The sequence below is a fragment of the Xanthomonas sp. NCPPB 901 genome (genome assembly GCF_056725085.1).
In genome coordinates, this window is sequence record NZ_CM161511.1 from 257,424 (window position 1) to 284,374 (window position 26,951).

Below are 26,951 nucleotides of genomic sequence, written 5' to 3' on the forward strand. Positions count from 1 at the left end.
CCTTCGCCACCGACGCAGGCGTTGCGAGCGATGCACCATTTCATTTCGTCTCCATTCCCGAGAAGCGCTCCCGCATGAACTACCCCGGCTACCCCTTCACCCCGCAGCGCTTCGAGGTCCGCCCGGGACTGCAGATGTCCTATCTCGACGAAGGTCCGCGCGACGGCGAGGTGGTGGTGATGCTGCACGGCAATCCGTCGTGGAGCTATCTGTGGCGCACGCTGGTGAGCGGGCTGTCGGACCGCTACCGCTGCATCGTGCCCGACCACATCGGCATGGGCCTGTCGGACAAGCCGGACGATGCGCCGGGCGCGCGGCCGGGTTACGACTACACCCTGCAGTCGCGTGTGGACGACCTCGACGCGCTGCTGCGGCATCTGCGCATCGACGGGCCGGTGACGCTGGCGGTGCACGACTGGGGCGGCATGATCGGCTTCGGCTGGGCGTTGTCGCACCATGCGCAGGTGCGGCGCCTGGTCATCACCAATACCGCGGCGTTCCCGCTGCCGGCGGCCAAGCCGATGCCGTGGCAGATCGCGATGGGCCGGCACTGGCGCCCGGGCGAGTGGTTCATCCGCACCTTCAACGCGTTCTCCTCGGGCGCGTCGTGGCTGGGCGTGTCGCGGCGCATGCCCGCTGACGTGCGTCGCGCCTACGTGGCGCCGTACGACAACTGGGCCAACCGCATCTCCACCATTCGCTTCATGCAGGACATCCCGCTGTCGCCGGCGGACAAGGCCTGGTCGTTGCTGGAGCGGGCCGAGCGGGCGTTGCCGTCGTTCGCCGATCGTCCGGCCTTCATCGGCTGGGGCCTGCGCGACATCTGCTTCGACCATCATTTCCTGGAAGGCTTCCGCCGCGCGCTGCCGCAGGCCGAGGTGATGGCCTTCGAGGACGCCAACCACTACGTGCTGGAAGACAAGCACGAGGTGCTGGTGCCGGCGATCCGCCGCTTCCTGGACGCGCATCCGCTGTCCTGAGTGCGCACGCCGGCGTGATGCCGGCGTCTCCCGGCCGTGCGTCGCATTGACGCGCAGGACATGCGGGGAAGGCATTGCCGCAAGGTACGCCGCGATGGCGTCGTCGCTGCGCCGCAGATCGTCTACACGGGCGCACGCAAACTGCTACCGACTGCCGTGCTGCAACATAGTGGGCTGTGTACAGTCGCCGCCGACGTGCGCATCGTGCCCAGTGGCCGATGCACGTACTGCGACCGGAGACAGAGAGTGAAAGCGATGACGATGGCGATGTTGTTGATGGCGATGAGCGTGCCTGGCGCGCATGCGGAAGACCTGACCACGTCCGCGGACGGCAAGACACTGACGGTCGGGTTCGGCCAGCCCACCTGGAAACAGGTACTGCACTACCGCAAGCTGTACGACAAGAAGCCGTTTCCCGATGCGGAGATCTATTACTACAGCAACGGCATGTACAAGATCATCTCGCAGGGCGAGAACCACTACGGCGTGTACGTGCTGCAGGGCAGCTTCGACGACCAGACCTATACGATCCGCTTCATCTCGCTGCCGTCGGAGGACTGGGGCAACAAGACCGCCTTCCACCAGTTGACCTTCATCCGCGGCGAGGACCGCAACGTCTTCATCCAGAATGCGATCGTCGACACCGGCGAGGCCATCGCCCAGCAGAACGGCACCTACACCCTGGAAAAGAACACCGTGACCAATCCGGTGCCGACCGGCTGGAAGCATCGCTGAGTCGATGCGATGCGCTGGGGGCAGCATGCGTCACGCCGGATGCCGCCAGGCGAGCCGTTTGCTCGAGTTCTCGTAGGAGCGGCTTCAGCCGCGACCGGGCTTCACCGGTAAAGCCGGTCGCGGCTGAAGCCGCTCCTACGGTATTCCCGCCGTGCGGGTGGCGCCGCCGCTCAGGCGTCGGGCAGATTGCGTTCGACCACGCCGTCCCAGTCGGCCGGGGTCAGCAGCGGCAGCCCATGCGCCAGTCGCGACTTGTCGCACTGCGCGCTGCGTTCGCCGAACTCCAGCGAGGCCGGCACCGCCGCGCACACCGACGGGCGCCGCTCGTGGATGCTGCAGCGGCTGTAGCGGCCGATGTCGGCGTCCAGGGCGATGCAGCGCGGCTGCGCCTGCGAGGTGCCGCGCATCACCCGCTCATGGGTGCGCAGCGGTTCGGTCAGCTCGAACGGGACCCTGCCGCCCAGCGCGGGATCGGCCTCGCTCCAGTGGAAACTGACGCGGAAGTAGGCGCAGCAGGCGCCGCAGGTGAGGCAGGGATGGGACATGGCGGCCGGGCCTTGCGCGGCGAACAGCGGTGGGGGGCGCGGCATTCTGACCGAACCGCGGCGCGCTGCAAGCACACCGGCATTCAGCCATCGCCGCCGCGGGCGGCATGTCGGCTGCGGCCCGGCGCATCGGCGATAATCGGCGCATGACCACGACCTGCAATATCGCGGCCACGCTGCCGCGGCTGGCGCGCGAGCGTCCGGACCAGATCGCCATGCGTTGCCCCGGCCGGCCGGGCCCCGGCGGCATGGCGGCCTACGACGTGACCCTGAGCTATGCGCAACTGGACGCGCGCAGCGATGCCATTGCCGCCGGGCTGGGCGGCTACGGCATCGGCCGCGGCACCCGGACCGTGGTGATGGTGCGGCCGTCGCCGGAGTTCTTCCTGCTGATGTTCGCGCTGTTCAAGGCCGGCGCGGTGCCGGTGCTGGTCGATCCGGGCATCGACCGGCGCGCGCTCAAGCAATGCCTGGACGAGGCGCAGCCGGAGGCCTTCATCGGCATTCCGCTGGCGCAGCTGGCGCGGCGCCTGCTCGGCTGGGCGCGCTCGGCCACACGCATCGTCACCGTCGGCCGGCGCTGGGCCTGGGGCGGCACCACCCTGGCGCGGCTCGAGCGTGCCGGCCAGGGCGCCGGCAGCCAGCTGGCCGACACCGCCGCGGACGACGTCGCCGCGATCCTGTTCACCAGCGGCTCCACCGGTGTGCCCAAGGGCGTGGTCTACCGGCACCGGCATTTCGTCGGCCAGATCGAGCTGATGCGCAATGCCTTCGACATGCAGCCCGGCGGGATCGACCTGCCGACCTTCCCGCCGTTCGCGCTGTTCGACCCGGCGCTGGGGCTGACCTCGGTGATTCCGGACATGGACCCGACGCGTCCGGCCAAGGTCGATCCGCGCAAGCTGCACGATGCGATGCAGCGCTTCGGCGTGACCCAGCTGTTCGGCTCGCCGGCGCTGATGCGGGTGCTGGCCGACTACGGCAAGCCGTTGACCAACGTGCGCTGCGCCACCTCGGCCGGCGCGCCGGTGCCGCCGGACGTGGTGGCGCGGATCCGCAGCCTGTTGCCGGAGGATGGGCGGTTCTGGACGCCCTACGGCGCCACCGAGTGCCTGCCGGTGGCGGTGATCGAGGGCCGCGCGTTGCAGGACACCCGCGCGGCCACCGAGCGCGGCGCCGGCACCTGCGTCGGCACGGTGGTGCCGCCCAACCAGGTGCGCATCATCGCCATCGACGACGCCGCGATTCCCGAGTGGAGCGGCGTGCGCGAAGTCCCGACCGGCACCGTCGGCGAGATCACCGTCGCCGGCCCGACCGCCACCGACACCTATTTCAATCGCGACGCGGCCACGCGCCTGGCCAAGATCCGCGAGCGCCTGGACGACGGCAGCGAACGCATCGTGCACCGCATGGGCGACGTCGGCTATTTCGACGCGCAGGGCCGCCTGTGGTTCTGCGGGCGCAAGACCCAGCGCGTGGAGACCGCGCAGGGGCCGCTGTACACCGAACAGGTGGAGCCGATCTTCAACGCGCTGCCGGGCATCGGCCGCACCGCCCTGGTCGGCATCGGCGAACCCGGCCGGCAGCGCCCGGTGCTGTGCTACGAGCTGGAAGTGAACACCATGCTGTCGAGCGGCCCGGAGCTGCAGGCGCTCCAGCAACAACTGCGCGCCACCGCGGCCGCGTATGCGCACACCGCCGGCATCGTCGACTTTTTGAGCCACCCGGGGTTCCCGGTGGACATCCGCCACAACGCCAAGATCGGCCGCGAGAAGCTGGCGCTGTGGGCCGCGGAACAATGCAAATGAGGGCGCGCGGCGTGCCGCCCGGCGCGCCTGCGCTGCAGGGCGAGATTGGCGCCAAGCATGGCCGGCCCCAGAATGGCCGCCCCGACACTGGAGTGTGGCGATGAAGATCGTGGTGACAGGCGGTGGTGGCTTCCTCGGCCAGGCGCTGTGTCGCGGGCTGGTCGCGCGCGGGTACCAGGTGGTCAGCTACAACCGCGGCCACTACCCGGAGCTGCAGGCGCTGGGCGTGGCCCAGGTGCGTGGCGACCTGGCCGACGCGCAGGCGCTGCAGCATGCGCTGGCCGGCGCCGACGCGGTGTTCCACAACGCCGCCAAGGCCGGTGCCTGGGGCAGCTACGACAGCTACTACCAGCCCAACGTGGTCGGTACCGAGCACGTGCTGGCCGCCTGTCGGGCGCATGGCGTCGGGCGCCTGATCTACACCTCCACGCCCAGCGTGACCCACCGTGCCACCCACCCGGTCGAAGGCCTGGGCGCGGACCAGGTGCCCTACGGCGAGAACTTCCAGGCGCCGTACGCGGCGACCAAGGCGATCGCCGAACGCATGGTGCTGGCCGCCAACGACGCGCAACTGGCGGTGGTGGCGCTGCGCCCGCGGCTGATCTGGGGGCCGGGCGACAACCAGATCCTGCCCAAGCTGGTGGCGCGCGCGCAGGCCGGGCGCGTGCGCCTAGTCGGCGGCGGCGACAACAAGGTCGATTCCACCTACATCGACAATGCCGCGCAGGCGCACTTCGACGCCTTCGAGCATCTGGCGGTGGGCGCGCCCTGCGCCGGCAAGGCCTACTTCATTTCCAACGGCGAGCCGTTGCCGATGCGCGAGCTGCTCAACAGGCTGCTGGCCGCGGTCGGTGCGCCGGCGGTGACCAAGACGCTCTCCTTCAAGGCCGCCTACCGCATCGGCGCCGCCTGCGAGACCCTGTGGCCGCTGCTGCGCCTGCGCGGCGAGCCGCCGCTGACGCGGTTCCTGGCCGAACAGCTCTGCACCCCACACTGGTACAGCATGGAACCGGCGCGGCGCGATTTCGGCTACGTGCCGCAGGTGACGATCGCGCAAGGCCTGCAGCGGCTGGCGTCCTCATGGCACCACGACACCTCCGTCACCCGCTGACGACCGCGGGTTGCCGAAGATGATGCCGCGCCGATTCGGCACGACAACTTTCTGGATATTGCCATGCTGCATTACGCCATCATCTTCTTCGTGATCGCCATCATCGCCGCGGTGCTCGGTTTCAGCGGCATCGCCGGCGCGGCGACCAACATCGCCTGGATCCTGTTCGTGGTGTTCCTGATCCTGGCGGTGATCTCGATGTTCCGCCGCGGCAAGGTGTAGTCCTCCGCGCACCAGCGAACGTCAAGACTTGCCCGCGGCGCCCTGCGCCGCGGGCAAGTCGTTTCTGGGGTCGGGGAATGCGCGACCGGGCCTCGTTCCGCCCCGACGTCCGGCCCGCTCGCCTCAGTCGGGTGGGAACTGGGGGTGGACGGCGTCCGCCGCACTTGTCAGCATAGGCCGCTCAGGGGACAGGGGCTGGACAATGCGACAGTGGATCGTGTGCGCAGGCATTGCGCTGGCCTGCAGTACGGGCGCGCATGCGCAATCGCCGACATTGGATTTGACGCCGTATCTGCAGCACGATCGGTTTGACAGGGTAAAGATCTCGCCGACCGGCGCCTATTACGCTGTCACTGCGCCGTTGGAGGACCGTACCGTGCTGGCGGTGGTGCGTCGCAGCGACAAGGAGATTTCGGCCAAGATCATGGGACCGGCCGACTCTGTGGTGGACGACTTCTGGTGGGCCAACGATGAACGCATCGTGGTGTCGATGGCCGAGCGTTATGGTACCCGCGACCAGCCAACGGCCATCGGCCAGTTGCATGCCGTGGATGCCGACGGCAAGAATTCCCGCCTGCTCGCCAGCCCTTATGGGATCAACGAGAACGTCAACGGCGCGACCTTCAAGTCCAGCCTCGATCCGTCGGTGTTCATGCTGGATACCCTGTCGAGCGATCCGCGTTCGGTGCTGGTCTCTGTGGTGGAGCAGAGCAGCGATCCCAAGATCCGTGTCGAAAAGCTGGACATCTACAACCGTCGTCGCACCGCGGTGGCAAGCGTGCCGGTGCCGCGTGCGGATTTCGTCACCGATCACGCGGGGCACGTGCGCTTTGCCCAAGGCGCCGATGTCGCCAACAATAGCAAGCTGTTTTACCGCAACGACGACGCCAGTCCGTGGCAGTTGGTCAACGACGAAGCGCGCAGTGGCCATCGCAGCTTCCCGCTAGGATTTTCGGCCGACGATGGCACCGCCTATCTGCAGGTGGAACAGGCCAACGGTCCCGACGCGGTGGTGTCCTGGGATCCGCACAACGACCGCACCACCACGCTGATCCGCGACGACAAGGTCGACCCGTACCGGATTCTGCGCGATCTGGACGGCAAAACCCCGATCGGCGTGTCGTTCATGAGCGACCGTGTGCGCAACGTTTTCTTTGACGACAACGCACCGACGGCGCGGCTGTATCGCTCGCTGGAAAATGCCTTCAATGGCGATGCCGTGTTCGTCACGTCCGCCACCGCCGATCGACGGCTGGCCATGGTGTATGTGTGGAGCGACCGCAACAACGGCGACTACTACCTGTACGACACCACCAGCAAGCACGCCGCACACGTGTTCAGCCGGCGCGAATGGTTCGCGCCCGACAAGATGCCGCACAGCCGTGAGATTGGCTTCAAGGCGCGCGACGGCATGGCGCTGCACGGCTATCTGACCCTGCCGTTGAACGCCGAGGCCGGCAAGCCGCTGCCGATGGTGCTGCTGCCCCATGGCGGCCCGTTCGGCATCTTCGATGGCTGGGAATTCGATGACGATGCGCAACTGCTGGCGGCCGCCGGCTACGCGGTGTTGCGGGTCAACTACCGCGGCTCGGGCAATTACGGCCGCGCCTATACCCAGGCTGGCGCCAAGGAATGGGGCGGCAGCATGCAGGACGATCTCACGGACGCCACGCATTGGGCGATTAACCAGGGGATCGCGGATAGCAAGCATATCTGCATCTACGGTGCCAGCTACGGCGCCTATGCTGCACTGATGGGCGCGGCGAAGGAACCAGAGCTGTACCGCTGCGCGGCCGGCTACGTTGGCGTCTACGACCTGGAGAACATGTACCGCGACCAGGCCAGGCGTGCGCGCTGGGCCAGGAGTTGGGCCGGCGACTGGCTGGGCGAGCGCGGCAGCTTGGCCGCACGTTCGCCGGTCAATCTGGCGGCGAAGATCCGGGTACCGGTGTTCCTGGCCGCCGGCGGCAAGGACGAACGTGCGCCGGTCGAGCACACCGAGCGCATGGAGCAGGCATTGAAGAAGGCAGGGGTGCCCGTGGAGTCGCTGTACTTCCCGAACGAAGGCCACGGTTTCTATACCGAGCCGCACCGGCGCGCGTACTACACGCAGTTGCTGGCATTCCTGAGCCGGCACCTGGGCGGTGCGCAGGCGCAGTAGCGGCGGGCGGCCGCATGGGCTGGCATCTGTCTCGCCCTGCGCACGGCCTGGCGACGTGTCTGCCGCTAGAATGCGGGCATGTCTGGATCCCCCTTCGATGCTCTCAAGCCCCTGGCCGGCCGCGCGCTGGAAGCGGCGCTCAATCGCGCGCTGGCGCTGGACCCGGAAACCGGCGAGGCCTTGCGCGACCTCGATGGCCAGCGCGTGGCGCTGACCCTGGAGGCGCCGGCGCTGGCATTGCAGATCCGCGTCGACGGCACGCAGCTGCGGGTCGGCCCGGTGGATCCGGCGCAGGAGCCGGAGCTGGCGGTGCGCAGCACGCTAGGCGGCCTGTTCGCGCAGTTGCCGTTCCTGGCCCAGGCGCGGCGCACCGGCGGCCCGGGCGGGCGGGTGCGGGTCTCCGGCGATGCCGAACTGGCGCGGCGCCTGCAGCAGCTGGCGACGCGCTTCGACCCGGACTGGCAGCGGCCGTTCGTGCAGGTGTTCGGCGAGGTGCTCGGCGTGCAGGTGGCCAACACCGCGCGCTCGGCCCTGCAGCAGGCCCGGCGCAGCGCGCAGGACCTGGCGCAGAGCGCGGCCGAGTACGTCACCGAGGAATCGCGCGACGTGGTCGCACGTGCCGAACTGGACGCCTTCTACGACGACGTCGACGTGCTGCGCGACGACATCGAGCGCCTGGCCGCGCGGGTGGCGCGGCTGCAGCCGGAGCGCGGCGCATGAAGGCGATGTTCCGCGCCAGCCGTATCGGCCGGGTGATCCTGCGCTACCGCCTGGACGACCTGCTCGACGGCACTCCGGCCGAACGCTGGTTGCGCCTGGCCAAGCCGTTCGTGCCGCGCGCCAGCCCCGACATCGCCGCACAGTCGCGCGGGGCGCGCCTGCGCCTGGCGCTGCAGGACCTGGGGCCGATCTTCGTCAAGTTCGGGCAGATCCTGTCCACCCGCCGCGACCTGATGCCGCCGGACGTGGCCGAGGAGCTGACCCTGCTGCAGGACCGGGTGCGCCCGTTCGACGGCGAGGCCGCGCGGCGCATCGTCGAGCAGGCGCTGGGGCGGCCGATCGCGGTGGCCTTCGCCAGTTTCGACACCGAACCGCTGGCGTCGGCCTCGATCGCGCAGGTGCATGCGGCCACGTTGCACGACGGCCGCGAAGTGGTGGTCAAGGTGCTGCGCCCGGACATCGAGCGGCAGATCGACGCCGACATCGCCTTGCTGAAATCGGCCGCCGCGCTGGTCGAGCGCACCCATCCGCGCGCCGACAAGATCCGCCCGCGCGAGGTGGTGGCCGAGATCGAGACCACCCTGGCCGCGGAGCTGGACCTGCAGCGCGAGGGCGCCAACGCCAGCGTGCTGCGCCGCTTCTGGCTGCACTCGGACGACCTGTACGTGCCCGAGGTGATCTGGACCCACACCGCCGAGCGCGCGCTGACCCTGGAGCGGGTGCGCGGCATCCCGTCCGACGACATCGTCTCGCTGGACGCCGCCGGCATCGACCGCCGCGCGCTGGCGGCCAAGGGCGTGCGGGTGTTCTACACCCAGGTGTTCCGCGACAACTTCTTCCACGCCGATGCGCACGCCGGCAACATCTGGGTGGACAGCGACCCGGCGCGCCGCGACAACCCGCGCTTCATCGCGCTGGATTTCGGCATCATGGGCCAGCTCTCGCAGGAAGATCAGTACTACCTGGCCGAGAACTTCATGGCCATCTTCAACAAGGACTACCGGCGCATGGCCGAGCTGCACGTGGAGGCCGGCTGGATGCCGGCCAACGTGCGCATCGACGAGCTGGAGGCGGCGGCGCGCTCGGTGTGCGAGCCGTACTTCACCCGGCCGCTGTCGCAGATCTCGCTGGCCGAGGTGCTGATCAAGCTGTTCCGCGTGGCCCAGCGCTACCAGCTGACCCTGCAGCCGCAGCTGATCCTGTTGCAGAAGACCCTGCTCAACATCGAAGGCGTGGGCCGCCAGCTCGACCCGGAACTGGACATCTGGGCGGTGGCGCGGCCGGTGCTCGAGCGCATCCTGATCGAGCGCTACAGCCCGCAGCGGGCGCTGCACGAACTGCGCAAGCGCCTGCCGGAGATCATGACCCACGCGCCGGACATGCCGCGGCTGATCCACGGCTGGCTGCGCCAGCAGGTCGAGGGCCGGCACGAGCTGTCGATGCGCTCGCGCGACCTGTTCGAACTCAACCTGCTGGTGCGGCGCATGCAGCGGCGGGTGGTGGCGGCGATCGCTGGCGTCGGCCTGCTCACCGTGGCCACGCTGCTGTACGCGCTCGATGCCGGTGGCCCGCAGCTGGGCGGGGTGTCGCTGTGGGCCTGGATCAGCGGCGGCGCCGGCGCTGTGGCGTTGCTCTCGGCATGGTGGCGGCGTTGACCGCAGGCACCCTCGACCGCACCCAACTGCTGGCGGTGCGGACCGAACTCGGCGCGGAGGGGCCGCGCCACGACGCCGGCCAGGCCGAGCGCGCGCAGCGCCTGCTCAACATCACCCCGGACACCGGCGAACTGCTGGCGGTGCTGGTGCGCGCCGCCGGCGCGCGGCGGGTGCTGGAGATCGGCACCTCCAACGGCTATTCCACGCTGTGGCTGGCCGAGGCCGCGGCGGCGCTGGGCGGCAGCGTGATCACGCTGGAATACGCCGCGCACAAGATCGCGCTGGCGCAGCGCAACTTCGCCCGCGCCCGCGTGGAAGGCTGCGTCGAGCTGGTCCACGCCGATGCCGGCGCTTGGCTGGCCGACGCCGCGTCGGCCGCATTCGATCTGCTGTTCCTGGACGCCGAGCGCACGCTGTACTGCGACTGGTGGCCGCAGCTGCGCCGCGTGTTGCGGCCGGGCGGGTTGCTGGTGGTGGACAACGCGCTGTCGCACGTGGCGGAGATGGCGCCGTTCGCCGCGCTGCTGCAGGCCGATGCGGCATTCACCTGCACCACGCTGCCGGTCGGCAACGGCGAACTGCTGGCGGTCAAGGACGCGTAGGCGTCGGCCTCGGAGGGCGCTGTCTCCCGGGCGTCGGCGGACCACCGCGGCGCAGCGACATGCCACGCAAACGCAAAGGCACGGCCGCGCATTTGCCGCGAGGCAGCTGCGTTCGCATCGACGCATCGCGCGCGTGGACGCATGCACGCAGCGCGCATTGTGGCGCGCCGATGCGGCACGGATAATCCGCGGGTGAATACCGATCCCCCTTTGCAGATCCTGTACCAGGACGCACTACTCGCCGTGGTCGACAAGCCCGCCAGGCTGATGGTCCACGACAGCAAGCTGGCCCGCGGCGAGGACGATTTCCTCGCCGATCGCCTGCGTGCGCAGCTGGGCCGGCCGATCTTCCTGGTGCACCGGCTCGACCGCGCCACCAGCGGCTGCCTGCTGCTGGCCTTCGATCGTGATACCGCCAGCGTGCTGGGCAAGGCGCTGATGGGGGGCGAAGTGGACAAGGATTATCTGGCGATCTGCCGCGGCTGGCCGGCGGAGGAACGCTTCGTCGTCGACCACGACCTCGACGGCGGCCCCGGCAAGCCGCTGAAGAAACCGGCGCAGACCCGCTTCGAGCGCTTGGCCTGCGGCGAACTGCCGGTGCCCTCGGGCGAGTTCGCCACCTCGCGCTACGCGCTGCTGCGCTGCAGCCCGGTGACCGGGCGCTTCCGGCAGATCCGCCGCCATCTCAAGCACCTCTCGCACCACCTGATCGGCGACACCAGCCATGGCGATGGCCGCCACAACCGCATCTTCCGCATGCAGGGCGTGCACCGCATGCTGCTGCACGCCGAACGCCTGGCGTTTCCGCATCCGGACGGGCAGCGGATCGCGGTCACGGCGCCGCTGGATGCGGAGTTCGTGCGGGCGTTCGGGTTGTTTGGCTGGGATGCCGGGCCTTGGCAGGCGCAGGCGGGATAGGGGTGCTGCGGGATAGGCTGCACCTACCGCGAGGATTCTGTCGCAGCACGTTACGCTGCCACGGGGATGATCCGTTCGAGGCTGATCGCTTGCATGCGCAGTGCCGGCGCTTCCCTGGCCGGATGGCAATGGGCTTGGCCTCCGTCTAGTGTGCCTTGCTGCATTCGGTTGTTTCTAGGGGGATGTATGTGGAACAAGTTTTGCGCGGTCTTTGCTGTCTCGATTTTTTGCGTGCTGCCATGTTCCGCGTCGGCAGGAGACGGAGCGGGAAAGGTGATACAGGTCATCGCGCACTCGCACGACGTCGTGTTCTTCACCCTGGATGGCCCGCACACGAACGCGCCAGCATGCTCGAGCACACCGTGGTCGTTGTCGTTGACGACCAACTCGGGAAGGGCCCAGTACGCCCTGCTGCTGAGCGCAGTCGCACAAGGCAAGGCGGTCACCGTGCATGGAACAGGGGACTGTTCTGCCTGGGGCGATCGCGAAACGGCGGAGTATGTCCTGATCGATAACTGATCAACACCGCATCTGATCGCGCAATGCGGGCGTGGCGTGATCCGCGCAGATGTTTTTCTGTACCGCCCGACCAGCCACTGTAGGAGCGGCTTCAGCCGCTCCTACGACGGTGCAAGGGCGGCGCTGCGCGCGTTACTTGGCCGGCGGTGCGTTCACCGTCTGCTCCAGGTCCTTCTGCAGGTCGGCGAACAGCGGAGTCATCTTCTGCTGGATCGCGCCCATCAGGCTCTGCATCAGCTGCGGGGTCTTGTCGAGCAGGCTCTGCCCGGCCGGGCTCTCGTAGAACTCGGCCATCGCCAGCACATCCTGCTTGGAGAAGGTCTGCTTGTACAGGTTGACGTAGAGCGGGCGCATCTCCTGCCAGGACAGCGCCTTGCGCACGGTGGCCTGGGTGCGCTCCTGGATCCGCTGCAGCTTCTGCTGCTGGGCGGCGTCGAGCGGGTGCTGCGCGGTGAGCTGGGCGAACTGCTGGCGCTGCATGGCCTCGATCTGCGGCAGCATGGTGTCGAGCATGTTCTGCGCGCGCGAGGCCGACAGCAGGCGGTTGACGTCGGCGTCGCTAGGCGGTTCGGCCAGCGCCGGGACGGCGGCCAGGGCCAGCAGCAAGGCCAGCAGCAGGCGCTGCGGCCAACGGAAGAAGCGCGGAGTCGGGGACATGGAGCATCCTGCAGGGCGATGACCGGCGGCCAGAATACGGCAATCGCCACGGAAGCGGCGCAGCCCGCGGGCCGGGGCGCGCGCCCTGGCCCGTTCAGCCAGCGCCGGCGCGGAAACCGGGCGGTCGGGCGGATGCCCTACAATCCGCGTCATGGGTAACGGGGCCATCCACATCTCGAGCAGCCTGACGATTCCGGAGGACGAAATCGTCGAGCGCTTCGTGCGCGCCAGCGGCGCCGGCGGGCAGAACGTCAACAAGGTCGCCACCGCGGTCGAGTTGCGCTTCGACCTGGCCGGCTCGCCGTCGCTGCCGGAGCCGCTGCGCGCGCGCCTGCTGGCACGCCGCGACCGCCGCATCACCGCCGACGGCGTGCTGGTGATCGATGCGCAGCGCTTCCGTACCCAGGACCGCAACCGCGACGATGCGCGCCAGCGCCTGGCCGAGTTCATCGTTGCCGGGCTGTCGGTGCCGAAGCGGCGCATCGCCACCAAACCCTCGCACGGTGCCAAGCTGCGACGCCTGGACGCCAAGCGCGAGCGCAGCCAGATCAAACGCGGCCGCTCGCCCGGCCGCTGGGAGTGACTTTTGACCGAACGCGATTACCGCCTGCCCGCAGCGCCCCCGAACATGCCGATGGTCAAGCCCAGCCGCTTCATGCGCTGGCTCGGCCGCACCGCCTTGCGGTTGACCGGCTGGCGGGTGGTGGGCGAGTTCCCCAACGTGCCGAAACTGGTGATGATCGTGGCGCCGCATTCGTCCAACTGGGACGGGTTCCTGGGCTTCGCGGTCAAGTTCGCGGTGGGCTTCGAGGTGCGCGTGCTGGGCAAGACCCAACTGTTCTGGTGGCCGCTGGGGCCGCTGCTGCGCAAGCTCGGCGGCATCCCGCTGGACCGCAAGTCGCCGCGCGGGGTGGTGGAACAGGCGGTGGCGCTGATCCGCGGTGCCGAGCGCATGTGGTACGTGATCACGCCCGAGGGCACGCGCAAGCGCGTGGAGAAGTGGAAGACCGGGTTCTGGAAGATCGCCCACGGCGCGCAGGTGCCGATTTTCCCGGTGTACTTCGACTACCCCAGCCGCACCGTCGGCCTTGGCGAAGTGATGTGGACCAGCGAGGACATGCAGGCCGACATCGCCGCGATCCGCACCTGGTACCGGCCGTGGCGCGGCAAGCATCGCGATACGTTGTGACGGGCAGCGGCGGCTGACGGCGGCGCGCATCCGCCGTTTTATCCAGCCGCACCAACCGATCTCGTAGGCGCGGCTGAAGCCGCTCCTACGGTGCATGGGTCGGAAGCGTTGTGGGAGGGACTTCAGTCCCGATGCGGGAAGGTGCCAGGTGGTTTTGGGCTTCACTCGTCGCGGCTGAAGCCGCTCCCACAAGTGTGGCGTCAGTATTGCCGGAAGACTGCACTGTGTGAGGGACTTCAGTCCGACACAGGAAGGTGCCGAGTGGCTTTGGGCTTCACTCGTCGCGGCTGAAGCCGCTCCCACAAGTGTGGCGTCAGTATTGCCGGAAGACCGCACTGTGTGAGGGACTTCAGTCCGACGCAGGAAGGTGCCGAGTGGCTTTGAGCTTCACTCGTCGCGGCTGAAGCCGCTCCCACAAGTGTGGCGCACAGTATTGCCGGAAGACCGCACTGTGTGAGGGATTTCAGTCCGACACAGGAAGGTGCCGAGTGGCTTTGAGCTTCACTCGTCGCGGCTGAAGCCGCTCCCACAAGTGTGGCGTCAGTATTGCCGGAAGACCGCACTGTGTGAGGGACTTCAGTCCGACGCAGGAAGGGCCTGGTGGTTTTGGGCTTCACTCGTCGCGGCTGAAGCCGCTCCCACAAGTGTGGCGCACAGTATTGCCGGAAGACTGCACTGTGTGAGGGACTTCAGTCCGACGCAGCAAGGGCCTGGTGGTTCTGGGCTTCACTCGTCGCGGCTGAAGCCGCTCCCACAAGTGCGGCGCCAGCATCGCCGGAAGACCGCACTGTGTGAGGGACTTCAGTCCGACGCAGGAAGGGCCTGGTGGTTTTGGGCTTCACTCGTCGCGGCTGAAGCCGCTCCCACAAGTGCGGTGCCAGCATCGCCGGAAGACCGCACTGTGGGAGGGACTTCAGTCCCGACGACGGGCGGTATCAGCCGACCATTCGCTTTCGCTCGTCGCGGCTGACGCCGCTCCCACATGCAGGTTTCGCCCCCGGGCGCTACAGCGCGCTGCCGCCGAACTTCTGCGTGTACTGCAGGTACACGCTGCGGCCCACGGTGTCGAACCAGGACACGTCGTAGTACGGATACGTCGTGTAGGTGCGGTCGTGCGGCGGCATCGTGTCGAACAGGTTGGTCACCGTCAGCGACAGCTGCGCGTGGTCGGTAAAGCGGTACTGCAGCGACGCGTTGTAGCGGTAGGTGGCGCCGATCCATGGGCTGTCGCCGCTCGCCGGGTCGTAGACCTGGTCGTAGGAGTCCGAGCTCGGCAGCCGGCCAAGGCGCTCGCCGTGCAGCGTCGCGGTCCAGGCGTTGCGCTCCCACGACACGCTGGCGCTGGCCTTGGTGCGCGGGATGTCGTAGCCGCTGTTGACCGCGAACTCGTCCACCATCGCTTCGCCGGCGTACACCTGGATGTCGTGGCGGCGCACCCAGGTGTAGTTGCCGCTCAGGCGGAAGGTGCCGATGCCGGTGTCGAGACGGTACTGCGTGCTCAGGTCGATGCCGTTGGTGCGTTCGCGGGCGATGTTGATCGGGTTGACGTAGACCCCGTACAGGCGGCCATCGGCGCTGCGGGTGACCCGTGCCAGCGCCTGCCGGCAGGTGGTGGAGGTGGCCTGCAGCACGCCGAGGCGGCAGTCGGCCTCGTCGCGCAGCACCTGGTCCACGCGCAGGTCCTGCACCTGGTCGCGCATGTCGATGTCGAAGTAGTCCAGCGACAGGTCCAGGTCGGCGATTGGCGACCACACCAGGCCGGCGGTCCACGAGGTGCTGTTCTCCGGGTTCAGCGCGCGGTTGCCGCTGCGGCCGCGGATCACCGCTTCCTCGTTGTAGCTGCAGTCCTGGATCGCCACGCCCGGTTCCTCGCTGGCGCAGCGGTAGTAGTCCACGCCGGTGGTCTCGTCGTTGCCCGGGCCGGCGTACACGTAGTGCAGGTCGGGCGCGCGGAACGCGGTGCCGTAGGAGCCGCGTACCAGCAGCGACGCCACCGGCCGCCATTCCAGCCCGCCGCTGTAGGTGAACTTGCCCAGCGAGCGGCCGGCGAAGCGGTACTGGTCGTAGCGCCCGGCCAGGCTCAGCGACACCGTCGACAGCACCGGCAGGCGCAGCTCGCTGGCCAGCGCCCAACGATTGCGGCTGCCGTGGCCGTCGGAGTCCTTCCAACTGTAGTAGTAGTACTGCGTGGCCAGCGGATCCGGGCGCAGGGCGTAGCCCTGGTTGCCGAACTCGGCGGTTGCGGACAGGCCGGCATCGCCGCCGGGCAGCGCGAACAGCGCGGTGTTGGTGGCGGTGAAGGCGAGGGTGTCGGTGCGCGAGCGCGGTTGGTACACGGTGCGCTTGGCGATGCTGTCGTATTCGGCGCGGCTAAGCGGCGTGTACAGGCGCTGCGGGTCGGCGTCGAAGATCGGCAGCCCCGAGTCGTTGTCCACGCCCAGCTGTGGGCCGAGGAACAGCGCGTTGGCGCGGGCGGCGACGATCTGCGGCCAGCTGATCGTGGCCTGGTACTGCGAGTGGCTGAGGCTGGCCTCGTAGTCCCAGTCCGCGCCCAGGCGGCCCTTGAAGCCGGTGGTGACGCTGAAGGTCTTCTGCCGGGTGCGGATGGTGCCGGCGTTGAGGCCGCCCATTTCCTCCGGGCTGAACTGGCGGCCCCAGGCTTCCACCTGGCCGGTGGCCTGGTTGTAGAAGTAGCCCTGCTCGTTGCCGTCCGGGGCCATGTAGCCCCACTGGGTCACGTCGCGGAACAGCGACAGCTCGTGGTAGCCCAGTTGCACGTCGGCGAACCACTCGCTGCCGTTGTCGAAGGCGTAGCGCAGCGAGGCGTAGCCGTTGAGGCCGCGGCGCCGGTTGGTGATGGTGCCGTAGCCGATCGAGGCGCTGCTGCCGCAGAACGCGCCGTAGCCCGGGCGGGTGGCGTAACCGGTGCTGCCGCCGTTGAGCGCGGACACCGCCGCGCAGGTGTCCGCGCCCGGATCCACATAGTCGTCGTCGTAGTCCGTGCGCAGGAAGGTGCGCCGCGGCACCTGCGCGCGCGCGGTGGGGCCATCCAGGGTGCTGTCCTGGCGGCTGCGCTGGTAGGCCCACAGCGGCGTCTGCGACACCAGCTCGGCGCCGAACACCGCATCGAAGTTGCCGCGCGACCAGCCGCTGCTGAGGCTGAGGTTGAAGCTTTCGCCGCCGCCGCGGGTGGTGTCGCCGAAGCGGTAGTCCAGCGTGGTGCCGTCGGCCTGCTTCTTGAGGATGAAGTTGACCACGCCGGAGATCGCGTCCGAGCCGTAGATCGCCGAGGCGCTGCCGGTCAGGATCTCGATGCGGTCGATCATGCCCAGCGGGATGTTGGAAATGTCGGTGAAGTTGCTGCGGCCCTTGAACGGCATCGGGAAGTCGGCGATGCGGCGGCCGTTGACCAGCACCAGGGTGTGGTTGGGGCCGAGTCCGCGCAGGTCCACCTGCTGCGCGCCGGGCGAGAAGTCGGCGCCGCTGGCCGACTGCGGGCTCTGCGTCTCGCCGCCGTTCTGGGTCATCGCGCGCAGCACGTCCGGCACCGAGGTGAAGCCGTTGGCCTTGATCTGCTCGGCGCTGATCACGCTGATCGGCGCCGGGCCTTCCACCTGCGTGCGCGGAATGCGCGAACCGGTGACGCGCAGGGTGTCCAGTTGCGCCACGGGGGCGTCGGCCGCCGCCAGCGGTGGCGCGGCGACACGGGCCGGTTGCGCGCGGGCCGGGGCCGGTGCCTGGCGCCGCACCAGCCACGCGCCGGAGGCGTCGCGCTGGGCGATGAAGCCGCTGCCGCGCAGCACCTGCTGCAGCGCCTGCGCCGTGTCCAACTGGCCGTGCGCGCCGCCGCTGCGGGCTTCGCCCATCTGGTCGGCGCGATAGATCAGCTGCGCGCCGGATTGCCGCGCCAAGGCGGCCAGCGCCGCACGCAGTGGGCCGGCGGGGACATCCACCGTGCCGGTGGCGGCCACGGCAACGGGTTGTGCCTGCGCCGCACAGGCGCTCGCACAGGCCATGCTCAGCAGCAGGGCACGCATCGGATACCGCATCGAGTTTTCTCCCCCAAACAGGCGCGCAGCGCGCCTTCGTAGCTCCAGGACGAACGAGACCGGCAAATCCCCCCGCCACCGCACCTCCCCCGCGCGGGGCGGCCTACCGGCTGTGCAACAGCACCGTGTCGCCGCGGCGCTCGGCGCGGATCGGGAAGCCCTGTTCGAGCAGGCGCACGAACGCGTCGACGTTGGACCAGCGCACGTTGCCGCCGACCCGCAGCGCCGCGGCGCCGGCATCGGCGACCTGCAGCTTGACCGTGTTGTAGCGGTTGAACTCGGCCACCGCCGCCTGCAGCGGGGTGTCGTCGAAACTCAGGTAGCCGCTGCGCCAGTCCAGCATGCGCTCGGCCTCGGCCAGCGCGACCCGGCGCACCAGCACCCCGTGCGGGCCGGCCTGGGCGATGCTGCCGGCGTGCAGCAGCAGCGGCGGCGCCTGCGGCGCACCGGCCGATTCCAGCCGCACGGTGCCCTCGGTGACCACCACGCGCAGCGCGTCGGCGTCGCGGCGCACCGCGAAACGCGTGCCCACCGCCACCACCTGGCGCGCGCCGCTGGCGACCACGAACGGCCGGCCCGGGTCCTTGCTCACCGCGAAGAACGCCTCGCCGCGCTGCAGGTCGATGTGCCGCTGCGCGCGCGACAGCGCCACCGCGATGCGGCTGTCGCTGCTCAGCGTGGCCTGCGAGCCGTCGGCCAGGGCCACAGGGCGCAGTTGGCCGGTGACGCTGGCGTAGGCGGTCGGCGCCGGTTCGGCGGCATGCCGCCCGCCCAGGGCCAGGACCGCGGCGCAGAGCAACGCCGCCGCCAGCGCGGCCGGCCAGCGCCGTCGCGGCCGCGCGCGTGGCCGCGGGGCGAAACGCAGGTCGCCAAGGTCCGGTGCGGCAGTCGCGGCCGGCGCCACCGCGCTGCGGCCGCCCAGGCCCTGCCAGCGGCCGCGTTCGGGCACCTGCTCATCGCGCTGGCCCGCGCCCAGCGCCTGCAGGCGCCCGCTCTCCTGCCAGGCGGCCTGCAGGCGCAGGAACGCCACCCGGTGCGCGGTGGATGCGGCCAGCCAGGCATCCAGGCGCGCCTGCCGTGCGTCGGTCCAGTCGCCGCGGTCGCGCCGCGCCAGCCAGGCCGCCGCACGCGCCTCAATCCACCTGCTGTCCATCGCGTGCCCGCGCCTGCAACGGCGTCGCCGGCGCCGCCGCGCCCTCGTCGTCATGAAGATGATCGGCCAGCAGGCGCATGCCCCGGGCCACTTGCTTTTCCACGCTCTTCTCGCTGATTCCCAGGCGCACGGCCACCTCCTTCTGCGGCAGTTCCTCGACCCGCCGCAGCCAGACCACGCTGCGGCAGCGGTCCGGCAACCGGTCGAAGGCCGCGGCCAGCCGGCCCAGCACCTGCCGTCCGCCGCACCAGCGTTCCGGCGACAGCTCATCTACCAGGACGTGCATCGACTCCAGATCCCCCACCGCCTCGATCGACACCACCCGGTTGCGGCGCAGCCGGTCGGTCATCAGGTGCCGCGCGGTGGCGAACAGGAACGCCTTGGGCTGGCTCGGCCGCGCCTTGCCGGCGGCCTCGTAGACGCGCACGTAGACTTCCTGGCGCAGGTCGTGCCATTCCTCGCGATGCGGCCAGCAGCGCCGCAGGTAGCCGCCGAGCGCCTGCTCGTGGACGAGGATTTCTTGGACGAACCAATCGTCGAGGGAAGCGGACATGGATTCCACATTAGCCGATCGCCGGCGCGTGCGGGCACGTGCCGCGTCCGCGAACGTGGGAGGGTGGCGCGGCGGGGGGAAACCGTGCCGCCGTTCGTCCCCAGTCAGCAACGAGCCGCCCGCTCGCCTGCCCGCCCGTTTCCCGAGGAGATCCGCATGACCCGTTCCGTCGGCATGTTCCGGCCCTGGATGTCGCTGCTGCTGGGCCTGTGCCTGGCCACGCCCGCCGTGGCGCGCGATTACCGCCAGTACCTGGTCGGCGATCCGGCCGCGCCCACGCCCGGCCCGGTGTCGCCCGGCCTGCTGCTGATGGGCGGCGGCGACCGCAACTACGACGCGCTGCGCTGGTTCATGGCCAAGGCCGGGCATGGCCACGTGGTGGTGCTGCGCGCCTCGCAGGCGGGCGAGGTGGGCGAGGAGTTCTACCGCCAGGTCGGCGGCGTGGCCTCGGTGGAGACCTTCGTGTTCAGCGGCCGCGGCGCCTCCAGCGATCCGGCGCTGCTGCGCGCGCTGGCCCGCGCCGACGGCATCTTCATCGCCGGCGGCGACCAGTCGCGCTACGTGCGCTACTGGAAGGACACCCCGGTGGCCGAGGCGCTGGACGCGCACGTGCGCGCCGGCAAGCCGCTGGGCGGCACCAGCGCCGGCCTGGCGATGCTGGGCGAATACCTGTACGGGGCGATGGACGGCGGCAGCCTCACCAGCCCGGCGGCGCTGGCCGACCCGCTGGGGCCGGCGGTCACTATCGAGACCGACTTCCTGCACCTGGACCTGCTCAAGCGGGTCATCACCGACACCCATTTCCGCGAGCGCGACCGCCTCGGCCGCCTGTTCGCGTTCCGCGCCAAGGCGGCCACGCTGGCGCCCAAGGGCGCGCCGCTGATCGGCCTGGGCGTGGACGAGAGTGCGGCGCTGGCGGTGGAAGGCGACGGCAGCGCGCGGGTCTACGCCACCGATCCGCAGGCGGTGGCCACCGTGGTCGCCGGGCCGCTGACGCCGCCCACCCCGGCCGGGCAGCCGCTGCAGGCCGCCCGCATCGAGACCGTCGGCGTCGGCCCCGGCTCGACCCTGCACCTGCCCGACGGCCGCGTCGAGGCGCCGGTGTTCCACCGCTACTACGCGGTGCAGGACGGGCGCATGCGCGAGATCCCGGCCACCACCCTGGTGATCCATGGCGGCGCCGGCGTCGAGCGCGCCAGCAGCAGCGCCGCCGACCTGGCCGAGGCACGCGCGGCGATGGAGACCGCGCTGCGCACCGGGCAGGCGCTGCTGGCACAGGGCAAGCCGGCGACGGACGCGGTCGCCGCGGCGATCACCGTGCTGGAGGACTCGCCGCAGTTCAACGCCGGCAAGGGCGCGGTGTTCACCCACGACGGCCGCAACGAACTGGATGCGGCGATCATGGACGGCCGCACCGGCAAGGCCGGCGCGGTGGCCGGCGTGCACCGGGTGAAGAATCCGATCCAGCTGGCGCGTGCGGTGATGGACCAGTCCGAGCACGTGATGCTGGTCGGCGACGGCGCCGAGGTCTTCGCAAAGCAGCACGGGATCGCCCTGGTCGATCCGTCGTACTTCCGCACCGAGAAGCGTTGGCAGCAACTGCAGCAGGCATTGAAGGAAGAGGCCAACAAGCAGGCGCACGCCGACCTGGAAACCGCCAAGCACTTCGGCACGGTCGGCGCGCTGGCGCTGGACCAGCAGGGCAACCTGGCCGCCGGCACCTCCACCGGCGGCATGACCAACAAGCGCTACGGCCGCGTCGGCGACTCGCCGATCATCGGTGCCGGCACCTTTGCCGACAGCCGCTGCGCGGTGTCCGGCACCGGCTGGGGCGAGTTCTACATCCGCGCGGTGGCCGCCTACGACATCTGCGCGCGGGTGAAGTACGCCGGGCAGAGCCTGGCCCAGGCCGCCGACGCGGTGATCGACCAGCAGATCCCCAAGGCCGGCGGCGACGGCGGCGCGATCGCGCTGGGCGCCGACGGCAGCGTCGCCTTCCCGTTCAACACCGAAGGCATGTACCGCGGCTGGATCGGCGCCGACGGCGTGCCGCACGTGGCCATCTTCAAGGACGAGGCGTTGCCGCTGCCCGGCGGGCAGTGAGGGGCGCGTTTCCCGGGGCCGCCGGCACCGCCCCGGGACGCGCGATCGCCTTCGCAGGGCCGCCGCGCCGCCGTGTCCGCGGACGGGGCGGCGGCGGCCCGCGCAGGCCCGGCGCGCGACGATCTGTACGCCGGCTGGCTGGGCCGCCGGCCCGAGCCAATGGCACATGCCGCTGCCATGCAAACCCGGTAACGTGGACGGCTGTCTTGGCCCCAAGGTCCTCTCAGGAGTTCCACCTCATGTCGCGTAACGTCGTTCTGGCCGCTGCCATCAGCCTGGCGCTGGCCGCCTGTTCCGGTAAGGAGTCCACCCCCGTGCCCGCCGCTCCCGCCGCCCCGGCCGCCGCGCAGCCCGCCGCCGCCGCCAACCCGCTGCTGACCCCCAGCCCGCTGCCGTTCCAGGCGCCGCCGTTCGACAAGATCAAGGACAGCGATTTCCTGCCGGCGTTCGAAGAAGGCATGAAGCAGCACCTGGCCGAGATCCGCAAGATCGCCGACAACCCGGAACCGGCCACCTTCGCCAACACCCTGGAAGCGATGGAGCGCAGCGGCGAGACCCTGACCCGCGTGTCGCGCATCTTCTTCGGCCTGGTCCAGGCCGACACCAACGAGGCCCGCCAGAAGATCCAGGAAGAGATCGCGCCCAAGCTGGCCGCGCACCAGGACGAGATCAGCCTGGACCCGAAGCTGTTCGCGCGCATCAAGAGCCTGTACGACCAGCGCGACACGCTGAACCTGGACCCGGAGCAGAAGCGCCTGGTCGAGTACGAATACCAGGAGTTCGTGCGCGCCGGCGCGCAGCTGTCCGACGCCGACAAGGCCACCCTGCGCAAGCTCAACGTCGAAGAGACCACCCTGGCCACGCAGTTCCACACCAAGCTGGTCGCGGCCACCGCCGCCGGTGCCGTGGTGGTGGACGACAAGGCCAAGCTCGACGGCATGTCCGACGGCGACATCGCCTCGGCCGCGCAGGACGCCACCGCGCGCAAGCTCGACGGCAAATACCTGCTGGCCCTGCAGAACACCACCCAGCAGCCGGTGCTGGCCTCGCTGAAGGACCGCGACCTGCGCCTGCAGGTGATGGCCGCCTCGCAGTCGCGCGCCGAGAAGGGCGATGCCAACGACACCCGCCAGACCGTGCAGCGCCTGGCCCAGCTGCGCGCGCAGAAGGCCAAGCTGCTCGGCTTCGACAGCTACGCCGCCTACAGCCTGAGCGACCAGATGGCCAAGACCCCGGCCGCGGCGCTGAAGCTGCTCACCGACACCGTGCCCGCCGCCACCGCCAAGGCGCGCAGCGAGGCCGCGGAGATGCAGAAGGTGATCGACGCGCAGAAGGGCGGCTTCAAGCTCACCGCCGCCGACTGGGACTTCTACGCCGAGCAGGTGCGCAAGGCCAAGTACGACCTCGACGAAGCGCAGATCAAGCCGTACTTCGAACTGGACAACGTGCTGCAGAACGGCGTCTTCTACGCCGCCAACCAGCTGTACGGCATCACCTTCAAGGAACGCACCGACATCCCCACCTACCACGACGGGATGAAGGTCTACGAAGTGTTCGACAAGGACGGCAAGTCGCTGGCGCTGTTCTACACCGACTACTTCAAGCGCGACAGCAAGTCCGGCGGCGCCTGGATGGACGAGTTCGTCGGCCAGAACGGCCTGACCGGCACCAAGCCGGTGGTCTACAACGTCTGCAACTTCACCAAGCCCGCCCCGGGCCAGCCGGCGCTGCTGAGCTTCGACGACGTCACCACCATGTTCCACGAGTTCGGCCATGCGCTGCACGGCATGTTCTCCAACGTGAAGTACCCGACCCTGGCCGGCACCGCCACCTCGCGCGACTTCGTCGAGTTCCCCTCGCAGTTCAACGAGCACTGGGCGTCGGATCCGAAGGTGTTCGCGCATTACGCCAAGCACTACCAGACCGGCGAAGCGATGCCGGCCGACCTGGTGGAGAAGATCAAGAAGTCGCGTACCTTCAACCAGGGCTACGCCACCACCGAGTACCTGTCGGCGGCGCTGCTGGACCTGTCCTGGCACACCCTGCCGGCCGACGCGCCGCTGCAGGATGTGGACAAGTTCGAGACCGACTCGCTGAAGAAGTACAAGGTGGACCTGGCCGACGTGCCGCCGCGCTACCGCACCACCTATTTCGACCACATCTGGGGCGGCGGCTACTCGGCCGGCTACTACGCCTACTTCTGGGCGGAAGTGCTCGACGACGACGCCTTCCAGTGGTTCAAGGAGCACGGCGGCCTGACCCGCGCCAACGGCGACATCTTCCGCGCCAAGATCCTCTCGCGCGGCAATACCGAAGACCTGGCCACCCTGTACCGCGACTTCCGCGGCAAGGACCCCAGCGTCGAGCCGCTGCTGGAAAACCGCGGCCTGACCAACTGATCGGCGCTGCGCCGATCGGGTGTGTCGAGAACGGGATGGCCTTGCGGCCATCCCGTTTTTTGTTGGGGTGCACTTTCGCAGTGGCGAAAGTCACCGATGCTGCTGCGTGCCGGTCTACGCAGCCGCATCGCGCGAAAAGAGGCGCGGCCCAGGCTGCCAAGGCCGTGGTGTGTCGATGGATGCGGCATGCTTGCTGCCGAATGATTCATCAGCTCTCCGGGAGTCTCGAAACATGATGGTTGGCGTGGTGCTTCTGATGGGCGTGGCGGCGGGTTCGGCACATTTCGGCGAAGCGAGACCGGAGAGCTTTTCAAATGTCTGCTGGGCCGAGGACGCGGGGGATTTGGTGGGTACGACGATATGGATCCTGTCCGCTGTTGATGGCACTCGGCTGTTGATCCAGCGCTACGAGGGCGGACCTTTGACGCCGGCCTTGTTCTCGACACATGTCGAAAATGAAAAGCTGGTGGTGTACTCCGATCGGAACGAACCGCTTTACACGGTGCGTCGCGACGGCAAAGGAGCGTTGATCGTGTACTTGGATGGCGACGAGGGGCGCGATGGCAAAAGCGAGGAAAATCTCGCTCGCGTCGTCACTTTGGGTGAATTTCCAGACTGCAAGTGAGTTGCCGTGGTGCATGGTTTGGGCGTGTGTCTGCGATGAAACGGCGCCACGCTTTCGTCACTGGCCCGCCGCGGTGCGTACACTGTCGCAATTGCCGTCCCGTGCTGCCTTTCCTTTTGCGCGCACGCTGGTGCGCGCTGCAACTTGGGTCTGCCCAGCAACGCGAGGCCAGTCTTTGCAGGCGAAGCATCCGTGCCTCACTCCAATCTTGTCGGGATCAATGCAGTCGCCCGCCTTTCGTGGGCAGCGCATAGACCGTCCGCTCCTCACGCACGCCCTTGGGCGTTGGCACGCGCAGCGGCTGGCGCACGATCTGCAGCAGCAGCGCCCGTATCGTGTTCGCTGCAGCGCAGATCGCCGCGTCCTCCGGCAGCGCCAGGCGGTCCTGCTCGGTTATATCGCCGGCTGCCCCTGCGCGGGCATGAGTTGAGATGGTCTCGGTCAACAGCGTGAGCTGGTCGATCTGCTCACGCGTCACCCGGAACGCGCCACCTTCCACGTCCGGGGCTATCTCAGTGGTGGCATCGGGCCGGGCGCCACGTGTCGTATGGGTCTGCTGCGCAGGATAGGACAGCGCGTCCAGCACCAACTCCACCTGGTCGGCCAACAGCTCCAGACACAGCGCCAGTTCGCCCATGCGCACCTTGGGTTCGGCGGCATGCTCCTCGGCCCGCGTCCGCGGCTGCGCCAGCCGGACCAGGAACCGCACGTGATCGCGCAGCTTCGCCAGCCGGAACTGGCTGTCCTCCGGCAGGAAATAGCCGGGCATGTCTTCGTCGTCCAAACGATCGTGCGACATCGTTGCCTCCTCGTTCCATGAAGGGGTCCGCCCACCACGCATGGCGGACGGGAAGTCGGGAGGTTCGAAACCGCACGTAGCCGGCGGGCGTATTTCCCCGAAGGGTGTTGTATTAGCCGCCCTCCCGACGCAGGCATCGCGTCGGCTTGCGCTTGCAAGGCATGCAGGCACAAAAAACCCACCGGTTTGTCGGAGGTGGGTACCGCTACGTGAGGAGTTTCGACGCTCCTTGGGTCAAGATTGCGACTGGCTGGTGTGCGTGTCAATAGTGGATATGAGAGATTTTCTGCGGTGAACCTGACCGTCTCGCTTTGAGCCGGCAGCGACCTTTCTGAGCTGCCTACGCGGCAGTGAACTTGCGGGCGAGCCGCGCAAACATGAGGGCCGTTTTCTGAGCTGCCTACACGGCAGTGAACGCCAAGACCGCGCTCAGCGACTTCAACCCGTGTTTCTGAGCTGCCTACACGGCAGTGAACTCGCCCATGCGCCGGTCGCAATCCGTCTGGCTTTTCTGATCTGCCTACACGGCAGTGAAAGCCGTCTGGCAGCGTTAGGTAGTAGACCTTGTTTTCTGAGCTGCCTACGCGGCAGTGAACTCGCCGGTCGCGGTTATTCCCTACGACGACCTTTTCTGAGCTGCCTACACGGCAGTGAACCGTGCCGCCCTCGCCGCCCGCCAGCCGGTGGGTTTCTGAGCTGCCTACACGGCAGTGAACGCAGAGAACCCAAAACAGCAGCGCGCAGAGATTTTCTGAGCTGCCTACACGGCAGTGAACAGGTAGGCGTTGCGCACGTTCGTGTTGATGGTTTTCTGAGCTGCCTACACGGCAGTGAACTGGCGCTGATCGACAGCAAGGCGGTGCGCAATTTTCTGAGCTGCCTACACGGCAGTGAACGGTGCGCAATGAGCTGGCCCTACTGGCTCGTCTTTCTGAGCTGCCTACACGGCAGTGAACCGATTCAGCGACAAGCCGCAGCTGGCGGCCTTTTTCTGAGCTGCCTACACGGCAGTGAACTGCCGCCGTGAGCTGAAGGGTCGGCTGTCGCTTTTCTGAGCTGCCTACACGGCAGTGAACCAGGACGCCGGAGTCCTCGACCACCCGGGTCATTTCTGAGCTGCCTACACGGCAGTGAACATAGCGCAGGCCAGCCAGCACGGCTGCGAGTTTTTCTGAGCTGCCTACACGGCAGTGAACCTGGCCGCTCTGACCGCCGCCCTCGCCTCGCATTTCTGAGCTGCCTACACGGCAGTGAACCTGCAACCCGCGCGTGAATGCTTTCGAGCACTTTTCTGAGCTGCCTACACGGCAGCGAACGTGCTCGGAATGCAATGTCGTTATGCGTTCGATTTCTGAGCTGCCTACACGGCAGTGAACGCCTGTACGTCTTGGCGGCGCGGCCGAAGATGTTTCTGAGCTGCCTACACGGCAGTGAACATGGTGAGCACC

22 protein-coding genes, 1 pseudogene and 1 CRISPR repeat array (1 of these 24 only partly in view) are annotated in these 26,951 nt (G+C 68.8%); of the genes and pseudogenes, 17 read left to right on the plus strand and 6 right to left on the minus strand.

The window, feature by feature from the left end; all coding sequences use genetic code 11:
- The first annotated feature begins 74 nt into the window (after positions 1 to 74).
- Both AC1PME_RS01075 and AC1PME_RS01080 read left to right on the plus strand, forming a co-directional pair.
- Positions 75 to 980, plus strand: a complete 906-nt coding sequence (locus AC1PME_RS01075; protein WP_254459886.1) for an alpha/beta fold hydrolase — start codon at positions 75 to 77, stop codon at positions 978 to 980.
- A 255-nt stretch (positions 981 to 1,235) separates the two neighbouring features.
- Positions 1,236 to 1,715: a hypothetical protein gene (locus AC1PME_RS01080; protein ID WP_254461305.1), complete on the plus strand. Its 480-nt coding sequence runs from the start codon at positions 1,236 to 1,238 to the stop codon at positions 1,713 to 1,715.
- Positions 1,716 to 1,885: 170 nt separating this feature from the next.
- Here AC1PME_RS01080 and AC1PME_RS01085 read toward each other — a convergent pair whose 3' ends face one another.
- The gene (locus AC1PME_RS01085; RefSeq protein WP_043095431.1) at positions 1,886 to 2,260 is read right to left on the minus strand and encodes a YkgJ family cysteine cluster protein; all 375 of its coding nucleotides are present in this window, start codon (positions 2,258 to 2,260) and stop codon (positions 1,886 to 1,888) included.
- A 146-nt stretch (positions 2,261 to 2,406) separates the two neighbouring features.
- Here AC1PME_RS01085 and oleC point away from each other — a divergent pair, with 146 nt between their 5' ends.
- The 9 genes from oleC to AC1PME_RS01130 all read left to right on the plus strand — a co-directional run bounded on the left by oleC (position 2,407) and on the right by AC1PME_RS01130 (position 11,976).
- Complete coding sequence (gene oleC, locus AC1PME_RS01090; protein ID WP_481097031.1) at positions 2,407 to 4,068, plus strand: olefin beta-lactone synthetase; 1,662 nt, start codon at positions 2,407 to 2,409, stop codon at positions 4,066 to 4,068.
- Between the two features lie 100 nt (positions 4,069 to 4,168).
- Positions 4,169 to 5,179: a 2-alkyl-3-oxoalkanoate reductase gene (gene oleD / locus AC1PME_RS01095; protein ID WP_481097032.1), complete on the plus strand. Its 1,011-nt coding sequence runs from the start codon at positions 4,169 to 4,171 to the stop codon at positions 5,177 to 5,179.
- Between the two features lie 63 nt (positions 5,180 to 5,242).
- Complete coding sequence (locus tag AC1PME_RS01100; RefSeq protein WP_003468167.1) at positions 5,243 to 5,401, plus strand: DUF1328 domain-containing protein; 159 nt, start codon at positions 5,243 to 5,245, stop codon at positions 5,399 to 5,401.
- 202 nt (positions 5,402 to 5,603) lie between these two features.
- On the plus strand, positions 5,604 to 7,562 hold the full coding sequence (locus AC1PME_RS01105; RefSeq protein WP_481097033.1) for an alpha/beta hydrolase family protein: 1,959 nt from the start codon (positions 5,604 to 5,606) through the stop codon (positions 7,560 to 7,562).
- Between the two features lie 78 nt (positions 7,563 to 7,640).
- Complete coding sequence (locus AC1PME_RS01110) at positions 7,641 to 8,282, plus strand: ubiquinone biosynthesis accessory factor UbiJ (protein ID WP_307547753.1); 642 nt, start codon at positions 7,641 to 7,643, stop codon at positions 8,280 to 8,282.
- Positions 8,279 to 9,937, plus strand: coding sequence for a ubiquinone biosynthesis regulatory protein kinase UbiB (gene ubiB / locus AC1PME_RS01115; protein ID WP_254459891.1), 1,659 nt, complete (start codon positions 8,279 to 8,281; stop codon positions 9,935 to 9,937). The genes AC1PME_RS01110 and ubiB overlap by 4 nt, the downstream gene beginning before the upstream one ends.
- Complete coding sequence (locus AC1PME_RS01120) at positions 9,922 to 10,539, plus strand: O-methyltransferase (RefSeq protein ID WP_481097034.1); 618 nt, start codon at positions 9,922 to 9,924, stop codon at positions 10,537 to 10,539. Before ubiB ends, AC1PME_RS01120 begins: the two co-directional genes overlap by 16 nt.
- A gap of 141 nt (positions 10,540 to 10,680) precedes the next feature.
- On the plus strand, positions 10,681 to 11,457 hold the full coding sequence (locus AC1PME_RS01125) for a pseudouridine synthase (RefSeq protein ID WP_481097035.1): 777 nt from the start codon (positions 10,681 to 10,683) through the stop codon (positions 11,455 to 11,457).
- A 186-nt stretch (positions 11,458 to 11,643) separates the two neighbouring features.
- Positions 11,644 to 11,976 (plus strand): hypothetical protein, encoded by a 333-nt coding sequence (locus AC1PME_RS01130; RefSeq protein ID WP_481097036.1) that lies wholly within the window; start codon positions 11,644 to 11,646, stop codon positions 11,974 to 11,976.
- Positions 11,977 to 12,108: 132 nt separating this feature from the next.
- On the opposite strand, the gene AC1PME_RS01135 is transcribed toward AC1PME_RS01130, so the two are convergent.
- Complete coding sequence (locus AC1PME_RS01135) at positions 12,109 to 12,633, minus strand: DUF2059 domain-containing protein (RefSeq protein ID WP_481097037.1); 525 nt, start codon at positions 12,631 to 12,633, stop codon at positions 12,109 to 12,111.
- A 151-nt stretch (positions 12,634 to 12,784) separates the two neighbouring features.
- On the opposite strand from AC1PME_RS01135, the gene arfB reads away from it, so the two are divergent.
- Positions 12,785 to 13,216: an alternative ribosome rescue aminoacyl-tRNA hydrolase ArfB gene (arfB, locus tag AC1PME_RS01140; protein ID WP_254459895.1), complete on the plus strand. Its 432-nt coding sequence runs from the start codon at positions 12,785 to 12,787 to the stop codon at positions 13,214 to 13,216.
- A gap of 51 nt (positions 13,217 to 13,267) precedes the next feature.
- Complete coding sequence (locus AC1PME_RS01145; protein WP_481098042.1) at positions 13,268 to 13,822, plus strand: lysophospholipid acyltransferase family protein; 555 nt, start codon at positions 13,268 to 13,270, stop codon at positions 13,820 to 13,822.
- 1,004 nt (positions 13,823 to 14,826) lie between these two features.
- On the opposite strand, the gene AC1PME_RS01150 is transcribed toward AC1PME_RS01145, so the two are convergent.
- The 3 genes from AC1PME_RS01150 to AC1PME_RS01160 form a co-directional block, all read right to left on the minus strand.
- Entirely contained in the window at positions 14,827 to 17,571 is a 2,745-nt protein-coding gene (locus AC1PME_RS01150; RefSeq protein ID WP_481098043.1) for a TonB-dependent receptor domain-containing protein, read from the minus strand.
- A 403-nt stretch (positions 17,572 to 17,974) separates the two neighbouring features.
- Positions 17,975 to 19,024 carry a FecR family protein gene (locus AC1PME_RS01155; RefSeq protein ID WP_307547766.1) on the minus strand — a complete coding sequence of 350 codons (1,050 nt, stop codon included), beginning with the start codon at positions 19,022 to 19,024 and terminating at the stop codon, positions 17,975 to 17,977.
- Positions 19,005 to 19,577, minus strand: a complete 573-nt coding sequence (locus AC1PME_RS01160; RefSeq protein WP_254459898.1) for an RNA polymerase sigma factor — start codon at positions 19,575 to 19,577, stop codon at positions 19,005 to 19,007. The genes AC1PME_RS01155 and AC1PME_RS01160 overlap by 20 nt, the downstream gene beginning before the upstream one ends.
- A 351-nt stretch (positions 19,578 to 19,928) precedes the next feature.
- On the opposite strand from AC1PME_RS01160, the pseudogene AC1PME_RS01165 reads away from it, so the two are divergent.
- The 4 genes and pseudogenes from AC1PME_RS01165 to AC1PME_RS01180 form a co-directional block, all read left to right on the plus strand.
- Positions 19,929 to 20,450 (plus strand): annotated as a pseudogene (locus AC1PME_RS01165) (cyanophycinase); the annotation flags it as partial.
- A gap of 264 nt (positions 20,451 to 20,714) precedes the next feature.
- Entirely contained in the window at positions 20,715 to 21,680 is a 966-nt protein-coding gene (locus AC1PME_RS01170) for an isoaspartyl peptidase/L-asparaginase family protein (protein ID WP_481098044.1), read from the plus strand.
- Between the two features lie 239 nt (positions 21,681 to 21,919).
- The gene (gene dcp / locus AC1PME_RS01175; RefSeq protein ID WP_254459899.1) at positions 21,920 to 24,079 is read left to right on the plus strand and encodes a peptidyl-dipeptidase Dcp; all 2,160 of its coding nucleotides are present in this window, start codon (positions 21,920 to 21,922) and stop codon (positions 24,077 to 24,079) included.
- A 232-nt stretch (positions 24,080 to 24,311) separates the two neighbouring features.
- Positions 24,312 to 24,704 (plus strand): hypothetical protein, encoded by a 393-nt coding sequence (locus AC1PME_RS01180; protein ID WP_481097038.1) that lies wholly within the window; start codon positions 24,312 to 24,314, stop codon positions 24,702 to 24,704.
- Between the two features lie 217 nt (positions 24,705 to 24,921).
- On the opposite strand, the gene AC1PME_RS01185 is transcribed toward AC1PME_RS01180, so the two are convergent.
- The gene (locus AC1PME_RS01185; RefSeq protein WP_481097039.1) at positions 24,922 to 25,503 is read right to left on the minus strand and encodes an XAC0095 family protein; all 582 of its coding nucleotides are present in this window, start codon (positions 25,501 to 25,503) and stop codon (positions 24,922 to 24,924) included.
- A 328-nt stretch (positions 25,504 to 25,831) separates the two neighbouring features.
- Positions 25,832 to 26,951: direct repeats of the CRISPR family, unit length 28 nt; unit sequence TTTCTGAGCTGCCTACACGGCAGTGAAC; it runs 1,248 nt beyond the window's last position.